General features: G+C 65.1%; 19 protein-coding genes. 9 read left to right on the forward strand and 10 right to left on the reverse strand.

The window, feature by feature from the left end:
• Window positions 1-21: 21 nt before the first annotated feature.
• The 3 genes from DFR40_RS03515 (at window position 22) to DFR40_RS03525 (ending at window position 1,925) form a co-directional block, all read left to right on the forward strand.
• On the forward strand, window positions 22-591 hold the full coding sequence (locus tag DFR40_RS03515; protein WP_121457097.1) for a YceI family protein: 570 nt from the start codon (window positions 22-24) through the stop codon (window positions 589-591).
• Between the two features lie 140 nt (window positions 592-731).
• On the forward strand, window positions 732-1,325 hold the full coding sequence (locus tag DFR40_RS03520; RefSeq protein ID WP_121457098.1) for a TetR/AcrR family transcriptional regulator: 594 nt from the start codon (window positions 732-734) through the stop codon (window positions 1,323-1,325).
• Window positions 1,326-1,352: 27 nt separating this feature from the next.
• On the forward strand, window positions 1,353-1,925 hold the full coding sequence (locus DFR40_RS03525) for a cytochrome b (RefSeq protein WP_121457099.1): 573 nt from the start codon (window positions 1,353-1,355) through the stop codon (window positions 1,923-1,925).
• A gap of 30 nt (window positions 1,926-1,955) precedes the next feature.
• On the opposite strand, the gene DFR40_RS03530 is transcribed toward DFR40_RS03525, so the two are convergent.
• The 3 genes from DFR40_RS03530 to guaB all read right to left on the reverse strand — a co-directional run bounded on the left by DFR40_RS03530 (window position 1,956) and on the right by guaB (window position 6,967).
• Complete coding sequence (locus tag DFR40_RS03530; RefSeq protein ID WP_121457100.1) at window positions 1,956-3,509, reverse strand: Fic family protein; 1,554 nt, start codon at window positions 3,507-3,509, stop codon at window positions 1,956-1,958.
• Between the two features lie 299 nt (window positions 3,510-3,808).
• Complete coding sequence (guaA, locus tag DFR40_RS03535; RefSeq protein ID WP_121457101.1) at window positions 3,809-5,443, reverse strand: glutamine-hydrolyzing GMP synthase; 1,635 nt, start codon at window positions 5,441-5,443, stop codon at window positions 3,809-3,811.
• A 60-nt stretch (window positions 5,444-5,503) separates the two neighbouring features.
• Entirely contained in the window at window positions 5,504-6,967 is a 1,464-nt protein-coding gene (gene guaB, locus DFR40_RS03540; RefSeq protein WP_121457102.1) for an IMP dehydrogenase, read from the reverse strand.
• Window positions 6,968-7,034: 67 nt separating this feature from the next.
• Between guaB and DFR40_RS03545 the strand changes: the two genes are divergently transcribed.
• Window positions 7,035-7,532 carry a DUF4124 domain-containing protein gene (locus DFR40_RS03545; RefSeq protein WP_170160148.1) on the forward strand — a complete coding sequence of 166 codons (498 nt, stop codon included), beginning with the start codon at window positions 7,035-7,037 and terminating at the stop codon, window positions 7,530-7,532.
• A 12-nt stretch (window positions 7,533-7,544) separates the two neighbouring features.
• Here DFR40_RS03545 and DFR40_RS03550 read toward each other — a convergent pair whose 3' ends face one another.
• Together DFR40_RS03550 and DFR40_RS03555 are read right to left on the reverse strand one after the other, a co-directional pair.
• A complete protein-coding gene (locus DFR40_RS03550) occupies window positions 7,545-7,877 on the reverse strand; it encodes an RnfH family protein (protein WP_121457459.1) in 333 nt (110 codons plus the stop codon).
• A complete protein-coding gene (locus DFR40_RS03555) occupies window positions 7,870-8,313 on the reverse strand; it encodes a type II toxin-antitoxin system RatA family toxin (protein ID WP_121457104.1) in 444 nt (147 codons plus the stop codon). Before DFR40_RS03555 ends, DFR40_RS03550 begins: the two co-directional genes overlap by 8 nt.
• A 60-nt stretch (window positions 8,314-8,373) precedes the next feature.
• Here DFR40_RS03555 and smpB point away from each other — a divergent pair, with 60 nt between their 5' ends.
• The 3 genes from smpB (at window position 8,374) to DFR40_RS03570 (ending at window position 10,132) form a co-directional block, all read left to right on the forward strand.
• The gene (smpB, locus tag DFR40_RS03560; RefSeq protein ID WP_121457105.1) at window positions 8,374-8,823 is read left to right on the forward strand and encodes an SsrA-binding protein SmpB; all 450 of its coding nucleotides are present in this window, start codon (window positions 8,374-8,376) and stop codon (window positions 8,821-8,823) included.
• A gap of 1 nt (window position 8,824) precedes the next feature.
• A complete protein-coding gene (locus DFR40_RS03565; RefSeq protein ID WP_245985592.1) occupies window positions 8,825-9,445 on the forward strand; it encodes a trimeric intracellular cation channel family protein in 621 nt (206 codons plus the stop codon).
• Between the two features lie 66 nt (window positions 9,446-9,511).
• Complete coding sequence (locus DFR40_RS03570; protein WP_121457106.1) at window positions 9,512-10,132, forward strand: response regulator; 621 nt, start codon at window positions 9,512-9,514, stop codon at window positions 10,130-10,132.
• Between the two features lie 4 nt (window positions 10,133-10,136).
• Here the strand turns inward: DFR40_RS03570 and DFR40_RS03575 are convergent, their stop codons facing one another.
• The 5 genes from DFR40_RS03575 to DFR40_RS03595 form a co-directional block, all read right to left on the reverse strand.
• Window positions 10,137-10,526, reverse strand: coding sequence for an Hpt domain-containing protein (locus DFR40_RS03575; protein WP_121457107.1), 390 nt, complete (start codon window positions 10,524-10,526; stop codon window positions 10,137-10,139).
• 99 nt (window positions 10,527-10,625) lie between these two features.
• Entirely contained in the window at window positions 10,626-11,354 is a 729-nt protein-coding gene (locus DFR40_RS03580; protein ID WP_121457108.1) for a uracil-DNA glycosylase, read from the reverse strand.
• Window positions 11,351-11,821 carry a ribosomal protein S18-alanine N-acetyltransferase gene (gene rimI, locus DFR40_RS03585; protein WP_342767604.1) on the reverse strand — a complete coding sequence of 157 codons (471 nt, stop codon included), beginning with the start codon at window positions 11,819-11,821 and terminating at the stop codon, window positions 11,351-11,353. Before rimI ends, DFR40_RS03580 begins: the two co-directional genes overlap by 4 nt.
• Window positions 11,818-12,504 (reverse strand): tRNA (adenosine(37)-N6)-threonylcarbamoyltransferase complex dimerization subunit type 1 TsaB, encoded by a 687-nt coding sequence (gene tsaB / locus DFR40_RS03590; RefSeq protein WP_121457109.1) that lies wholly within the window; start codon window positions 12,502-12,504, stop codon window positions 11,818-11,820. Before tsaB ends, rimI begins: the two co-directional genes overlap by 4 nt.
• Before the next feature lie 29 nt (window positions 12,505-12,533).
• Complete coding sequence (locus tag DFR40_RS03595) at window positions 12,534-12,833, reverse strand: hypothetical protein (protein ID WP_121457110.1); 300 nt, start codon at window positions 12,831-12,833, stop codon at window positions 12,534-12,536.
• Between the two features lie 160 nt (window positions 12,834-12,993).
• Between DFR40_RS03595 and ompR the strand changes: the two genes are divergently transcribed.
• Both ompR and DFR40_RS03605 read left to right on the forward strand, forming a co-directional pair.
• On the forward strand, window positions 12,994-13,722 hold the full coding sequence (ompR, locus tag DFR40_RS03600) for an osmolarity response regulator transcription factor OmpR (protein ID WP_121457111.1): 729 nt from the start codon (window positions 12,994-12,996) through the stop codon (window positions 13,720-13,722).
• On the forward strand, window positions 13,722-15,020 hold the full coding sequence (locus DFR40_RS03605; RefSeq protein WP_121457112.1) for an ATP-binding protein: 1,299 nt from the start codon (window positions 13,722-13,724) through the stop codon (window positions 15,018-15,020). Before ompR ends, DFR40_RS03605 begins: the two co-directional genes overlap by 1 nt.
• The last annotated feature ends 4 nt before the right edge of the window (window positions 15,021-15,024 follow it).

Raw genomic sequence — 15,024 nt, forward strand, 5'->3', positions numbered from 1 at the left:
CCAACCCCAAGGAGAAAACCCATGAAAAAGCAACTCGCCAGCCTCGTCCTCGCCCTCGCCGCCGCCAGCCCGGCCCTCGCCGCGCCGGAAACCTACACGGTCGACGGCACCCACACCTTCCCGCGCTTCTCGTACAGCCACCTCGGCTACTCGACCCAGCTCTCGCGCTTCAACAGCACCAGCGGCAAGGTCGTCTATGACGCTGCAGCAAAGACTGGCACGGTCGACATCGTGATCGACGCCAAATCCGTCGATACCGGCTACGCCACCTTCAACGAGCACATCCAGGGCGAGGATTTCCTCGACACCGCCAAGTTCCCGACTGCCACCTTCAAGTCGACCAAAGTCGTTTTCGACGGCGACAAGCCGGCCAGGATCGAAGGTCAGCTGACCATCAAGGGCGTCACCAAGCCGGTCACGCTGACCGTCACCGACTTCAAGGCTGCACCGCACCCGATGCTGAAGAAGAACGCCATCGGCGCCAACGCCTGGACGGTGATCAAGCGCTCCGAATTCAACGCCGGCAAGTTCGCACCCTACGTCGGCGACGACGTGCGCATCGACATCGCAATCGAGGCGATCGCGCAGTAAGTAAACCACTGATCGGAAAATGAAAACGGCGCCTTGCGGGGCGCCGTTTGCGTTAGCAGTGGTCGGTGCCTGGTGCTGCAATTGACATGCGCGGCGTATGTCAATTAACATACGTTTCGTATGTTAACGAGAATTACACGATGACCCGCCGCAGCCGCGCCCAGATGATCGAGGAAACCCGCGCCAAATTGCTGGCGACGGCGCGTCAGGCCTTCGCCTCGCAGGGCTACGGGCAAACTTCGATGGACGATTTCACCGCTGCCGCCGGCTTGACGCGCGGCGCGCTCTACCACCATTTCGGCAGCAAGGAAGGCTTGCTGATCGCCGTCATCGAACAGATCGAAGCCGAAGTCGGCGACCGCCTGCAAACCGCCTCGGCTGCCGAGCCGACGCCCTGGCTGGGCTTTCGCTGCCGTTGCCGGACTTACCTGGAACTGGCGCTGGAGCCGGAGATTCGCCGCATCATCCTGCAGGACGCACGGGCCATTTTCGGTGACGTGCCGCAAGCCGCGCAGTCGGTCGGCATTGCGGCCCTGCAGGCCGCACTGGAAGAATTGATTGCCGCCGGCACCGTGCAGCCGGTACACGCCGGCGCGGTCGCCCGAATGATCTACGGCATCGTCACTGAAGCCTCTTTCTGGATCGCCGAGCCCGACGGCGACCCGCAAGCGCGTTTGGCGCAGGCGCTCGACGGCCTCGACCGGCTGCTCGCCGGCTTGCTGCACCAAGCTTGATCCCGATTATTCAACCCGGAGTTGCCCATGCAATGGCGTAATACCCCAGCCCGTTTTGGCGTCCTCGCCAAATTCTTTCACTGGACCAGCGCTGCCGCGTTCATCGCCGCCTATTGCGTCGTTTATTACGTGATCTGGTTCATGGACGACAGCCTGCCGGAGTCGTGGCCGGTGCTCAATGTCCATTGGGCGTTCGGCCTGCTCGTTGGCTTTCTGGTCCTGCCCCGTCTGCTGTGGCGCGTGATCGATGTGCAACCTGAATCCCCGTCGGTATCGCCGCTCGAACACGGGCTGGCGCATGCCGCGCACTGGGGGCTGTACGGCCTGCTGATTGCCCTGCCATTGACCGGCTACCTCGGCACCGGCGCCCCTACTGATTTCGGACTGTTCCGCGTCACCGGTTTCGACGAAACCCGGATCTTCGCCTGGATCAGTCAAACCTACGGCCTGAGCTGGGAAGCTTTCGAGAAGCCTATTGACCTGGTGCACCACTTTCTCGGCAAATGGGTCGCCTGGGTGCTTGTCGGGCTGCACGTCGCGGCCACGATCTTCCACCACCGGGTGCGCCGGGACGATGTGCTGAAGCGGATGTTGCCCTAGGGGGCTTGAATCACTCAGCAGGCGGTGCGGCTAATCCTGAAACGCCCGACTGACGGCCTCGACGATCTCAGCCCACACGCCAGGCTGCTTCAACACTGGCATTTCCCTGGCAAGTACATTGCTGAGTTCGCCTCGGTTCTGCTCAATCGAGCGCAGCACCCTGTCCGCCTGCTGGTCCGTCATCTCGACCACTTCCTTGAGTGCGGCGCGTGCCCTGGCATGGCTGCGCAGGTAACGCGACTCTTCGCGCATCTGTTCAGTCAGGGTTCGCCCGATGACGTTGGAGAGGAAGACCACATGAGGTCCCAGATCGGGATAACGCCACAGCGGCCTGGCCTGTTCGGCACCGTGGAAGGCGAAATTCGACACCACACCATCCGGGTAGGTGGTCCGCACCGGCTCGAACACGATCTGCTCCCGCACGGCATGAATCAGAGGCTTGGATACTTCATCCAGCACCTGGTCATAGCCGCGCCGCTCCCCGGCGTCGTCCGTAATGACCGCAGATACGGGCAGAATCACCGGCGCCGGAATCACGCCATCGCGGCGCAAGATGTCGTTGACCAGAAAGCGATGCACACGACCATTGCCGTCGGCCAACGGGTGGATGTAGACGAAGCCGAAAGCCGCCACGGCGCTACGCAGCGTGGGCGACTGTCCTTGCGTTCTTTCAAGAAATGTCCGCAGCCCATCCAGCATCGCAGCGATCTCGTCAGCTGGAGGCGCCACGTAGTGGACGACCTCCTGAAAGCGTATCGTCTCACCGACGAATACGGGGGACTGGCGCATCCCGAAATGGGAGATCGTTGTCCGCCTGCCCAGGATATCCTGCTGCAATTCAGCCAATGCGGCATCGCTGAACGGCAAATCTCCCTGACCGGTACGCCGCGCCATCACATCCGCGAAACGCTGCACGCGCCCGGCCTGATCGGCTTCTCCTTCGATGGCAAAGCTGGCCTTGCTCTCCCGCAGCGTCATCCAGACTGCCGCCCTCAGCAGCAGGTCTTCGCCAAACTCGGCGGTCAGTTCACCAAACAGGCGCGGCACGTCGAGACTGGCAGCCAGATTCACCGCGTCGGTCTTGGCCACCATGGGGCAAAAACTCCGAGTCCCCGGCAGATTGTCATTCACCCGCCAGCGCTGCACCTTGACGACCCGCTCGGGTGAGGCCGCCACCAGCTTGGCATCGTCAATGGCATCGACGTAATTTCCCCCCAGCCGTTCCGGTACCGCCAGCGTCTCACCCGTCAGCCATTCGTACAGGAAGGCAGCGCGGCGGGCATACTGGCCGGTCGGTTCCGCCATGACCCAAGCCTGAACGAAATCCGGACCGCTTCGCTCGAAGAGGCGAGCGAGGAATTCCAGATGAGGCACCTCGTGACGAAGGTGAAACTGCAGGTGTGCCGCTGGCTCCATCGCTGGCCGCATAGCCTCGGTATAGACTTCTGTACGAAAACCGTTGTCGACCTGGGTCGCACGCCGTCCTCCGATCTGACTGATCACGGGCGGCTTGCCCAGCGGCATTACGCCGTAGGTCTGCGCCAGCCAGGCAGCGCCAATCAAATCTCTCGGTAATCCGCTCATGCGGCGTCTCCAGGGAATGCTGTTTTTGTTTGCTCAAAAACGATTACGCAAATAATGGTTCGGTATTTATCAGGATAAAACTGCATTAAATCGATTGCAATAAATACATCTTGCTCAAAAACGATTATGCAACAGACCAACGTAGCCTCCAATCTTCTTCAAATGGCGGCCCAAACATCGCTTCGGTTTTCCGGCTGAATGCGAATGCGGTCAACAGTGCATAAAAGAAAACCCCCAGCATCTGCCGGGGGTTTCTCGGGTTTTCCGACGGTGACCGATAGTCGCCGGAAGACTTGGGATCATTCCCACTCGATCGTCGCCGGCGGCTTGCCGGAAACGTCGTACACCACCCGGTTCAGCCCGCGCACTTCGTTGATGATGCGGTTGGAAACCTTACCCAGCAGTTCGTACGGCAGGTGCGCCCAGTGCGCGGTCATGAAGTCGCTGGTGACGACGGCGCGCAGCGCGACGACGTTCTCGTAGGTGCGGCCGTCGCCCATGACGCCGACGCTCTTGACCGGCAGGAAGACGGCGAAGGCCTGGCTGGTCAGGTCGTACCAGGTCTTGCCGATGTCGGCCTCGGTGCAGGCACCGGCCGCAACATCGCGTTCGGTGGCGACGGTTGCGCGCAGTTCGTCGATGAAGATGGCGTCGGCGCGTTGCAGCAGATGTGCCGCCTTCTGCGTGACTTCACCGAGGATGCGCACGCCCAGGCCGGGGCCCGGGAACGGGTGGCGATAGACCATCTCGCGCGGCAGGCCGAGGGCGACGCCGAGTTCGCGGACTTCGTCCTTGAACAGCTCGCGCAGCGGCTCGAGCAGCTTGAGGTGCATGTCTTCCGGCAGGCCGCCGACGTTGTGGTGGCTCTTGATGGTGTGCGCGCCCTTCTTGCCCTTGCCGGCCGATTCGATCACATCCGGGTAGATCGTGCCCTGGGCCAGCCACTTGGCCGACACCAGCTTCTTCGACTCGGCCTGGAAGACTTCGACGAATTCCTTGCCAATGATCTTGCGCTTCTGTTCCGGGTCGGAAACGCCGGCCAGCTTGCCCATGAAGTCGTCGACGGCATCGACGCGGATGACCTTGACGCCGAGATTGCGCGCGAACATGTCCATGACCATGTCGCCTTCGTTCAAGCGCAGCAGGCCGTGATCGACGAAGACGCAGGTCAGCTGGTCGCCGATGGCGCGGTGGATCAGCGCGGCGGCAACCGAAGAATCGACGCCACCGGAGAGACCGAGGATGACGTCGTCGCTGCCGACCTGGGCGCGGATCGCCGCCACAGCTTCGGCGATGTAGTCGCCCATCACCCAGTCGGTGCCGCAGCCGCAGATGCCATGCACGAAGCGTTCGAGGATGGCCCGCCCCTGCAGCGTGTGGGTGACTTCCGGGTGGAACTGGACGGCGTAGAAACCGCGGCTCTCGTCGGCCATCGCCGCGATCGGGCAGGACGGCGTCGACGCCATGGTCTTGAAGCCGGGCGGCAGTTCCATCACCGAGTCGCCGTGGCTCATCCAGACTTTCAGCATGCCGTGGCCTTCGGCCGTGGTGAAGTCGGCGATATCCTTCAGCAGTGCCGTATGGCCGTGCGCCCGCACTTCCGAGTAGCCGAATTCGCGCGCCTTGCCGGCCGCTTCGGCAGTCATCACCTGGCCGCCCAGTTGCTGGGCCATGGTCTGCATGCCGTAGCAGATGCCGAGCACCGGAATGCCCAGTTCGAAAACGATCTTCGGTGCGCGCGGCGTATCGCCCTCGGTGACCGAGTTCGGCCCGCCCGACAGGATGATGCCCTTGGCGCCGTAGTTGCGGATGAAGTCGTCCGAGACGTCGTAGGGATGGATCTCGCAGAAGACCTTGGCTTCACGCACGCGACGGGCGATCAGCTGGGTGACCTGGGAACCGAAATCGAGGATGAGGATTTTCTGGTGGGACATGTTCACAACCTTGAATGAAAAAGGCGGCTGAATTAGCCGCCCTTCTGGACACTGGAACGATCAGTCGAGGTGATAGTTCGGCGCTTCCTTGGTGATCTGCACGTCGTGCACGTGCGACTCGCGGATACCGGCCGAGGTGATCTCGACGAAGCAGGCCTTCTCGTGCATCTCGGCAATGGTCGGCGTGCCCAGGTAGCCCATCGACGAGCGCAGGCCGCCCATCAACTGGTGGATCACGGCGAGCACCGAGCCCTTGTACGGGACGCGGCCTTCGATGCCTTCCGGGACGAACTTGTCGACGTTGCCGGTGTTCTCCTGGAAGTAACGATCCGAGGAGCCGGCCTGCATCGCGCCGAGCGAACCCATGCCGCGGTAGGACTTGTACGAGCGGCCCTGGAACAGTTCGACCTCGCCCGGGGCTTCCTCGGTGCCGGCGAACAGGCCGCCGAGCATGACCGTGTCGGCGCCGGCGGCGATCGCCTTGGCGATGTCGCCGGAGTAGCGGATGCCGCCGTCGGCGATCATCGGCACGCCGGTGCCCTTGAGCGCTTCGGAAACATTCTGGATGGCGGTGATCTGCGGCACGCCGACACCGGCGACGATACGCGTGGTGCAGATCGAACCGGGGCCGATACCAACCTTGACGCCGTCGGCGCCAGCATCGACCAGCGCGCGCGCGGCGTCGGCGGTGGCGATGTTGCCGCCGATGACCTGAATCTGCGGGAAGTTCTTCTTGACCCACTTGACGCGATCGAGCACGCCCTGTGAGTGACCGTGCGCGGTATCGACGACGACGACATCGACGCCAGCTTCAGCCAGCAGCTCGACGCGCTCTTCCGTGCCGGCACCGACGCCGACCGCCGCACCGGCGCGCAGGCGACCGCTGGCGTCCTTGTTGGCGAGCGGATGCTCGGTGGACTTGAGGATGTCCTTGACGGTGATCAGGCCGCGCAGCTCGAAGGCATCATTGACCACCAGCACGCGCTCGAGGCGGTGCGTGCGGATCAGTTCCTTGGCTTCCTCGACGCCGGCATCCTCGCCGACGGTGACCAGGCGCTTGCGCGGCGTCATGATCGACTTCACCGGCTGGTCGAGATTGGTTTCGAAGCGCAGGTCGCGGTTGGTGACGATGCCGACCACCTTGCCCGACTTGTCGATCACCGGCAGGCCGGAAATCTTGTGCTGGCGGGTGATTTCAAGGACATCGCGCACCGTCATGTTCGGCGTCACGGTGATCGGGTCGCGCAGGATGCCCGACTCGAAACGCTTGACCTTGGCCACTTCGGCGGCCTGGGCGCGGGATGTGAGATTCTTGTGGATGATGCCGATGCCGCCTTCCTGGGCCATGGCGATGGCCAGGCGACCTTCCGTCACGGTATCCATGGCGGCGGAAAGCAGCGGCAGGTTGATCGTGATGTCGCGCGTCAGGCGGGTGGACAGGCTGACATCGCGCGGCAGAACTTGAGAATGGGCGGGGACGAGCAGGACGTCGTCGAAAGTGAGGGCTTTTTGCAGAAGTCGCATGGCCTTTGATCCAAGGTCACAAAATCGTATTATACAGAAATCCTCCGCAAAGCCCGATGGCACAACCATGAACAAATCGCTGATTTTTGCCTGCGTAATGGTGTCGACCGCAACATTGCTCCCGGCCCAGGCTCAGACTTACCAGTGGAAGGATGCCAGCGGCAAGACAGTGATTTCCGACACACCGCCACCGGCCAGCGCCAGGGACAGCCGTTCGCTCGGCCTGCGCCAGCCGGCCGTGGTCACCGGCACGCCGGCCGAAGCCGCCACCGACAAGGCGGCCGCCAGCCCGGCAACCCCACCGACGATGGCGGAAAAGGAAATGGAATTCCGCAAGCGCCAACAGGAATCCCGCGAGAAATCGGAAAAGGCGGAAAAGGAAGCCGCTGCCGCCCGTGAGAAGCGCGACACCTGCGAGCGCGCCCGCTCGAACTACCGGATGCTCCAGTCCGACCTGCCCTTGCGCCAGGCGGGCAAGGGCGGCGACATGCAGGTGATGGACGACGGCCAGCGCCGCCAGGAACTCGAGCGCACCCGGCGCATCATGCAGGAAGCCTGCAAATAAGCCGGGCCGCGATCAGCCTTCGCCGCTCTCGCCGGCGTCGCCGGCCCCCTTCTTCATGACCTTGCCTTCGGCCGCGCGCTGCTTGCGCACCTCCTTCGGGTCGGCAATCAGTGGCCGGTAGATTTCGACACGGTCGAAATCACGCAGTACGGCATCGAGCTTGGACAGCTTGTTCCAGATGCCGAACTTGTTCTTCTTCAGATCGATCTCCGGGTATTTCGCAAGCAGCCCCGAGGCTTCGACGGCCTGTTGCAACAGGCTGCCGGCCGGCAACTGCAGACGAACCACCTCCTGCTTGTCGGGCAGCGGATAACAGATTTCGACGTTGATCGCTTGTTCAGCCATGGCTGGCTCCATAAACCTGGGCGGCGCGACGCACGAAGGCGTCGACGAAAGTATTGGCAATATGACTGAAAACCGGGCCGATGACCTTCTCGAACAGCTTGCTGGAAAATTCGTAGTGCAGACGGAATTCGATCTTGCAGGCGTTCTCCGCCAACGGCCTGAATTGCCAGGTCCCCTCGAGGCGGCGGAACGGCCCGTCCACCAGACGGATGTTCATCAGCGACGGGAATTCCTTGGCGTTCTCGGTGGTGAAGCTGGATTTGACCGCGTGATAGTTGATGTGCAGCGTCGCCACGGTCTTCGCATCGTCGCGGAACTTCAGTTCGGTACGGTTGCACCAGGGCAGGAAAGCCGGATAGTCCTCGCAGCGATCCACGAGTTCGAACATCTGGGCGGCGGAGTGTTCGATCAAGACGGTTTTTTCGACCAGAGCCATGCTGCGGCAGCGTTCCTGTAATCCTGTAGAATCGCGGATTTTAAAGGAACGCGCGGCGGCATGAGCATCACGGTCAATAAAAAAGCCTTTCACGACTACGCGGTCGAGGAGCGGTTCGAAGCCGGCATCGTCCTCGAGGGCTGGGAAGTCAAGGCGATTCGTGCGGCCCGGATGAACATCAAGGAATCCTATGTGATCATCCGCCACGGCGAGCTGTTCCTCATCGGCATGCACATCACGCCACTGGCGACGGCCTCCAGCCACAACCATCACGATCCGGTGCGCACCCGCAAACTGCTGCTGCATGCCCGCGAGATCGCCAAGCTGATCGGCAAGGTCGAGCGCGCCGGCTATGCGCTGATTCCGCTCGACCTGCACTTTGTGCGCGGCCGCATCAAGCTCGAGATCGGCCTGGCCAAGGGCAAGAAGCAGCACGACAAGCGCGCCGACCAGATGGAAAAGGAAGGCAAGCGCGAGGCGCAGCGGGCGATGAAGGAAAAGCTCCGCTGAGATGAGCATGGACGCCCTGCTCTACTGGGTCGGCATGGCGGCCGTCGCGGTCAACGCGCTGACCGGTGTCCTCGATTCGGGACGCAAGCAGATGGACCTGATCGGGGCCTTGCTGGTCGCCGTCGCCACCGCCCTGGGCGGGGGGACGGTGCGCGACCTGCTGCTCGACCGCAACGTCTTCTGGGTGGCCGACCAGACCTACCTGATCGCCGCACTCGGCACCGGCCTGGTGGCCTTTTTCGTGGTCCGCCGGCGCAGCTTGCCACCGCGCCTGTTCCTGATCCCCGATGCGGTCGGCCTGGCGCTATTCACCATCATCGGCACCCAGGTCGCGCTGCAGTGGCACACCCCGTGGCTGGCCGCCAGCCTGATGGGCGTGATCACCGGCGTCGTCGGCGGCGTCCTGCGCGACATCCTGTGCAACGACGTGCCGAGCATCTTCCTCAAGGGCGAGCTGTACGCGACGGCTGCCTGGGTCGGCGCGCTGACCCTGATCGGCCTGCAGGAGCTCGGCGTGCGCCCGGTGGACGCGGCCTGGACAGCGATGGGCGTGGTCCTCGCGCTACGCCTGTTCGCGCTGCGCTTCGGGCTGACCTTGCCGGCGCTCGGCCAGCCGCGCTGAAGCGCGGCTTTTTCTTTTCGCCACGGGCTTACTCCGGCGCAAACTTTGGCATATGCTGTAACCATCATGAACAAGATTCGCATCGTTCTGGCCGACGATCAGCTGCTCGTGCGCGCAGGCATCCGCGCCCTGCTCGAGACGCTTCCCGGCTATGCCGTCGCCGCCGAATGCGCCGACGGACACACGGCCCTCGCCGAAGTCGAACGCCACCTGCCCGATGTCGTGCTGCTCGACATCGCCATGCCCGGCCCGTCCGGCATCGAAATCGCGAGAATGCTGCGCCAGCGCGATCCGACCGTGCGCATCCTGATCCTCTCCAGCATCGATCGCCAGGAAGTTGTCGAGCAGGCCCTGGAGGCCGGCGTCAATGGCTACCTGCTCAAGGATTTCGTGCTCGACGAGTTGCAGCAGGCACTGTCGGCAGTGCTCGCCGACGAGTCTTTCCTGTCGCCGAAAATCAGCGATTTCACGCGGTCGACCGTCAGTGCCGACGAACTGCTGACCCCGCGCCAGACGGAAATCCTGCGCCTGGTGGCCAACGGCCGGACGACCAAGGAAATCGGGCGCACCCTCGGCATCAGTCCGAAAACCGTCGAATTCCACCGCGCCCGGCTGATGCAGCGGATCGGCGTGCACGACGTGACCGGCCTGACCCGCTACGCGGTCCAGCACGGCCTGGTTTCCTGAGCGTCTAGTTTTCCGTGCTAGCCAGGTGCCGGCGCAGTTCGGCGCAAACCTGCGCCAGTGCCCGGACCAGTGCCGCACTGCGGACCACCCAGTCGGTCGCGCCGTCGCCGCGCCGCTGGTTATAGAGCGCATACTCGAGCTCGCGGGCGAGCGCCACTGCCTGGTGCGCGGAAAACAGCACGCAGCTGCTGCGGATGTCGTGCACGGCATCCTGCAGCGCCGGCACGTCGCCGGCAGCAGCTGCGCTTTCGAGGCGGGCGGTGAGTTGCGGGTGGTTGTCGATGAACAGCCGGATCAGGCGTTCCGCGGCAGCGCGGTTGCGCCCCAGATTGACGAGCAGGTAATCGAGATTGCAGACCGGCTCATCATGAGGCTTGTCGATTGGATTCGACATGGACGAACACCTTTTTCTTCTTTGTGTTGTTCGTCATAGCTTAAAAACAAAGCCCCGCCGCGGGAACCGGGTATTACCCTAGGTCCGCCCCGGCAGCCTTCATTTGCCGCCGAGCAGGCGTCGGGCGAAGAGCAGATCTTCCCAGCCCTTGGCCTTGTCCGGCAGGTTGCGCAACAGGTAGGCCGGATGGTAGGTCACCGCGACCGGGATCCCGGCATATTCGAAACGCCGGCCACGCATTGCCGCTAGCGCCTTGTCCTCGCCGAGCAGCGAATGCACCGCCGCCTTGCCGAGCAGGACGATCACCTTCGGCTGCAGCAACTCGATCTGGCGCACCAGCCACGGACGGCAGGCGGCCATCTCGCCGGCCTCCGGGGTACGGTTGCCGGGCGGGCGGCATTTCACGGCGTTGGCGATATAGACCCGCTCGCCGCGGTTGAGGTCGATCGCTGCCAGCATCGCGTCGAGCAGCTTGCCGGCCTGACCGACGAAGGGTTCGCCGCGGGCGTCTTCTTCGGCCCCCGGCCCCTCGCCGATGAACAGCCAGTCCGGCTGGCGATCGCCGACGCCGGGAACCGCCTGCTTGCGCTGCTGACAGAGCTCGCAGTTGCGACAGGCACGGACCGCAGCCTCGAGCTCGTCCCAGCCAAGGGCGACGCCGGCGCCGGCAGCAGCGACGGGGGCTGGTGCAGTTGCCGCCGCCACCGGCGCCACATCCGGCGCTGGCGCTGCTTCGCTTTCACCAGCCGCGGCATGCGCCGGCTGGCGGAGTTCCCAGAGCGGGCTGATGCCCATTTCGGCGAGCATCTGTTCGCGGCTCAGGCTCATTCGAGGTCCCTTTCGAAAACCAGCGCGTCCTCACGGCCGACCAGCGCCGGGTAGTAGCCCTTGCGCAGCCCGATCTGGCGAAAACCGAAGTGGCGGTACAAATCGACTGCCCGCGCGTTGCCCGGGCGGACTTCGAGGAAGAGGCGCTGGGCGCCGGCCTGGCGGGCGCTGTCCATCGCCTGACGGAGCAGGCGCGCACCGTAGCCGCGGCCCTGCAGATGGCCGGCGACGCCGATGTTGAGCAGATGCGCCTCGTCGAGGACCTGCATGACCACCGCGAAGCCGACCAGTTCGCCGCCGATGCGCAGCACCCAGCTGCTGTAGCCGGCGTGCAGCGAATCGGCGAAGTTGCCCCGGCTCCACGGGAAATCCTGGATGCCGGCCTCGAGCGCCGCGACGCCGTCGAGGTCGCGGGCACTCATCGGGAAGAATTCGGCCGGCAGTACCGGCATTGCCGCAACGCTCACGCCCGGCCACCTTCGCGGAGGCGCTCGGCGACGGTCTTGGCGACCTTGTCGCGAACGTACAGCGGCGCCGCCAGTGCCGGATCGATGCCGCCGCCAGCGGCCAGCCGGGGCGCCGCCACGCGGGCCGCCCAGGCAGCCGTCGGCAGGATCTCCGGACGGCTGGCGAGGCCGGCGGCGGCAATCCGCGCGGCCAGTTCCGGGTAGGCGGCGAGTGCGTTGCCGCAGGCCAGCCAGCCGCTGTCGGGCAACTCGATGGCGGCCGGTGCCAGGACACGGATTTCCCCCTGGCGGCAGGGTTGACCGTCAGACAGCTGGTAGCGGGCGGCGTAGACCTCGCCCATGCGGGCATCAAGCAGCGCCAGCACCCGCTCGGCACCGCTCGCCGCGGCCATCGTCTCGAGACTGGTCACCGGCAGCAGCGGCAGGTCGGCGGCGACCGCCAGGCCTTGCGCCGCGCCGCAGGCAACGCGCAGGCCGGTGAAGGCGCCCGGGCCGACGCCGAAAGCGATGCCGTCAAGCCGGCCGACAGCGATGCCGGCCTCGGCGAGCAGTTCGCGGACGAGCGGCAACAGGGTTTCGGAATGCGAGCGACCGGCCGGGCAGTCGCGCTGGCTCAGCTCGCCATCGCGCCACAAGGCGCAGGAGCCGCTTTCGGTCGAGGTTTCGAGGGCCAGGATGTACATGGGGCGACATTCTAACCCGGCCCGCCGGATCAGTCGTCGTGGCGGTGTCTTTTGCCGCGACGGTCGTCGCGTTCATGCTGCTCGCGCATCTCGTCGCGCAGGCGGCGGCGTTCGTCGGGCGGAAAATCGCGGCCGCGCGGCGGTCGACCGTCATCGTAGGCGCGCTGCGGCGGCGCCAGACGCTCGCGCTGCTGCCACTGCTCGCGCATCTGTTGACGGATTTCGCGGCGCTCGTCGGGCGGCAGCTCGCGCCGCCAGCCTTCGGCCACGGCACCGCCTGCCGGCAGAAGCAGCAGGACGAGCAGTGGCAGGACGAGTCGCGATTTCATGGTGCGGCGTATTTTATCCGTTTCGGTACGCCTGCATTGTCCGTTGTCGCCACGACTGCGAACAAGGCGAGTTGTAATCGAATGTTTCCCACCGCCGCCGGCGATATCCTTTGTTACCATTTGCCGCATCGCCCGCCCTGCCCCGCGCTATCCTTGCCGCATGAACGAAAACCACCAGCACATCCTCGTCGTCGATGACGACGCCCGTCTGCGCGACCTGCTCACCCGTTACCTCGGCGAACAGGGATTCCTCGTCAAGGCGGTCGCCGACGCGCCACAAATGGACAAGGCGCGCAGCCGCGAACATTTCCACCTGATCGTCCTCGACCTGATGATGCCCGGCGAGGACGGCCTCTCGGCCTGTCGCCGCCTGCGCGGCCAGGGCGACCGGACGCCGATCATCATGCTCACTGCCAAGGGCGACGAGGTCGACCGCATCGTCGGCCTCGAGATGGGCGCCGACGACTACCTGCCCAAGCCGTTCAACCCGCGCGAGCTGCTCGCCCGGATCAACGCCGTGCTCCGCCGCCAGGGCAGCATGCCGCCGGGGGCACCGGAGGAAGTGCCGGAAGCGATGCGTTTCGGCAACATCGAAGTCGATTTCACCGCCCGCACGCTCAAGCGCGGCGACGAGATCCTGCCGCTGACCACCGGCGAGTTCGCCGTACTCAAGGTGCTGCTCCAGCATCCGCGCCAGCCGCTGTCGCGCGACAAGCTGATGACGCTGGCGCGCGGCCGCGAGCAGGGACCGTTCGACCGGGCCATCGACGTCCAGGTATCGCGCCTGCGCAAGCTGATCGAGAACGATCCGTCGCAGCCGCGCTACCTGCAGACGGTCTGGGGCTTCGGCTACGTCTTCATGCCCGACGGCACCGCCCGGGAAAATTGATGCCGCACTCGCTGCTGGCGCGCATCTTTTTGCTGCTGGCACTGCTCGTGCTGAGCAGCACCGCCGGCTGGCTGTTCCTGTTCAGCCATATCGACGCCGAGCCGCGTGCCCGTGAAGCCGCCAATACCGCGACCTCGGCAGTCAACCTGATCCGCGCCTCGCTGTTCGCCGCGGCGCCGGGAAAGCGCCCGGGGCTGTTCGCCGAACTGTCGTCCACCGAAGGCATCCGCCTGCTGCCGGCCGAGGCCCAGGACGAAATCGTGCCGATGCCCGAATCGCGCTTCCATCACCTGCTGCGCGATACCATCGTCGCCCGGCTCGGCCCGGGCACGCGGGTTGCCGCCGAGGTCAACGGCGAACCCGGTTTCTGGGTCAGTTTCCGGCTCGACGCGGCTGACGACGACGAGTTCTGGCTGGCGCTGCCGCGCGAGCGCGCCAGCCGCAGTTTCGCGACGCGCTGGCTGAGCTGGGTGGTGCTGGTGGTGGCCCTGGCGCTGCTGGTCGCCTGGCTGATCGCCTCGCGCATCAGCCGGCCGCTCAAGGCGATGGCGCATTCGGCCCGGGCCGTCGGCAGCGGCCGCACGCCGACGCCACTGCCCGAGGAAGGCGCCGAGGAAATGCGCGCGCTGGCCAGCGCCTTCAATGCCATGGCCGCCGACCTGGCGCGCCACGAGAAGGATCGCTCGGAAGTCCTCGCCGGCATCTCGCACGACTTGCGCACGCCGCTCACCCGCCTGCGCCTAGAGGCCGAACTCAGCGTCGCCGACGACGGCGCCCGCCAGGGCATCGTCGCCGACATCGAGCAGATGGAAGCGGTGATCTCGCAGTTCATGGACTACGCCCGCACCGAATCCGGCGAGGCGCCCGCCGTCACCGACCTGGCGGCGCTGCTGGCGGCGATCGGCGAGCGCCAGGCAGCACTCGGGCGGGCGCTGGAAATCGACCTCGCCGGCGTGTCGACCGTCAACATCCGGCCCAAGGCGGTCGGTCGGGCGGTCGTCAACCTGCTCGACAACGCCTGGAAATACGGTGGCGGCGCGGTCAGCCTGAAGGCGTCCACGGTCGACGGCGAAATCCGCATCGAAATCGCCGACCGCGGCCCGGGCATTCCGGGCAGCGAGACCGAGCGCCTCAAGCGCCCGTTCACCCGGCTCGAAGTGGCCCGTACCGACGTCACCGGCACCGGCCTCGGCCTGGCCATCGTCGAGCGCATCGCCCGCCTCCACCGCGGTCGCCTCGAACTGCTCGACAATCCCGGCGGCGGCCTGCTCGCCCGGCTGGTGCTGCGTCCGGACTGAGGCT

It is taken from the genome of Azonexus fungiphilus, assembly GCF_003634965.1.
In the GTDB taxonomy this organism is placed as follows: Bacteria; Pseudomonadota; Gammaproteobacteria; order Burkholderiales; family Rhodocyclaceae; genus Azonexus; species Azonexus fungiphilus.

What these genes read in the sequence shown, in the direction of transcription:
- DFR40_RS03550 (WP_121457459.1), bottom strand. Translation starts at nt 7,877, where the DNA reads ATGGCTGAACAAGCGATCAACGTCGAAATCTGTTATCCGCTGCCCGAC.
- DFR40_RS03515 (WP_121457097.1), top strand. Translation starts at nt 22, where the DNA reads ATGAAAAAGCAACTCGCCAGCCTCGTCCTCGCCCTCGCCGCCGCCAGC.
- DFR40_RS03530 (WP_121457100.1), bottom strand. Translation starts at nt 3,509, where the DNA reads ATGAGCGGATTACCGAGAGATTTGATTGGCGCTGCCTGGCTGGCGCAG.
- DFR40_RS03575 (WP_121457107.1), bottom strand. Translation starts at nt 10,526, where the DNA reads ATGTCGAATCCAATCGACAAGCCTCATGATGAGCCGGTCTGCAATCTC.
- tsaB (WP_121457109.1), bottom strand. Translation starts at nt 12,504, where the DNA reads ATGTACATCCTGGCCCTCGAAACCTCGACCGAAAGCGGCTCCTGCGCC.
- DFR40_RS03565 (WP_245985592.1), top strand. Translation starts at nt 8,825, where the DNA reads ATGAGCATGGACGCCCTGCTCTACTGGGTCGGCATGGCGGCCGTCGCG.
- smpB (WP_121457105.1), top strand. Translation starts at nt 8,374, where the DNA reads ATGAGCATCACGGTCAATAAAAAAGCCTTTCACGACTACGCGGTCGAG.
- DFR40_RS03570 (WP_121457106.1), top strand. Translation starts at nt 9,512, where the DNA reads ATGAACAAGATTCGCATCGTTCTGGCCGACGATCAGCTGCTCGTGCGC.
- DFR40_RS03525 (WP_121457099.1), top strand. Translation starts at nt 1,353, where the DNA reads ATGCAATGGCGTAATACCCCAGCCCGTTTTGGCGTCCTCGCCAAATTC.
- DFR40_RS03520 (WP_121457098.1), top strand. Translation starts at nt 732, where the DNA reads ATGACCCGCCGCAGCCGCGCCCAGATGATCGAGGAAACCCGCGCCAAA.
- DFR40_RS03545 (WP_170160148.1), top strand. Translation starts at nt 7,035, where the DNA reads ATGAACAAATCGCTGATTTTTGCCTGCGTAATGGTGTCGACCGCAACA.
- ompR (WP_121457111.1), top strand. Translation starts at nt 12,994, where the DNA reads ATGAACGAAAACCACCAGCACATCCTCGTCGTCGATGACGACGCCCGT.
- DFR40_RS03580 (WP_121457108.1), bottom strand. Translation starts at nt 11,354, where the DNA reads ATGAGCCTGAGCCGCGAACAGATGCTCGCCGAAATGGGCATCAGCCCG.
- DFR40_RS03595 (WP_121457110.1), bottom strand. Translation starts at nt 12,833, where the DNA reads ATGAAATCGCGACTCGTCCTGCCACTGCTCGTCCTGCTGCTTCTGCCG.
- DFR40_RS03605 (WP_121457112.1), top strand. Translation starts at nt 13,722, where the DNA reads ATGCCGCACTCGCTGCTGGCGCGCATCTTTTTGCTGCTGGCACTGCTC.
- guaB (WP_121457102.1), bottom strand. Translation starts at nt 6,967, where the DNA reads ATGCGACTTCTGCAAAAAGCCCTCACTTTCGACGACGTCCTGCTCGTC.
- guaA (WP_121457101.1), bottom strand. Translation starts at nt 5,443, where the DNA reads ATGTCCCACCAGAAAATCCTCATCCTCGATTTCGGTTCCCAGGTCACC.
- DFR40_RS03555 (WP_121457104.1), bottom strand. Translation starts at nt 8,313, where the DNA reads ATGGCTCTGGTCGAAAAAACCGTCTTGATCGAACACTCCGCCGCCCAG.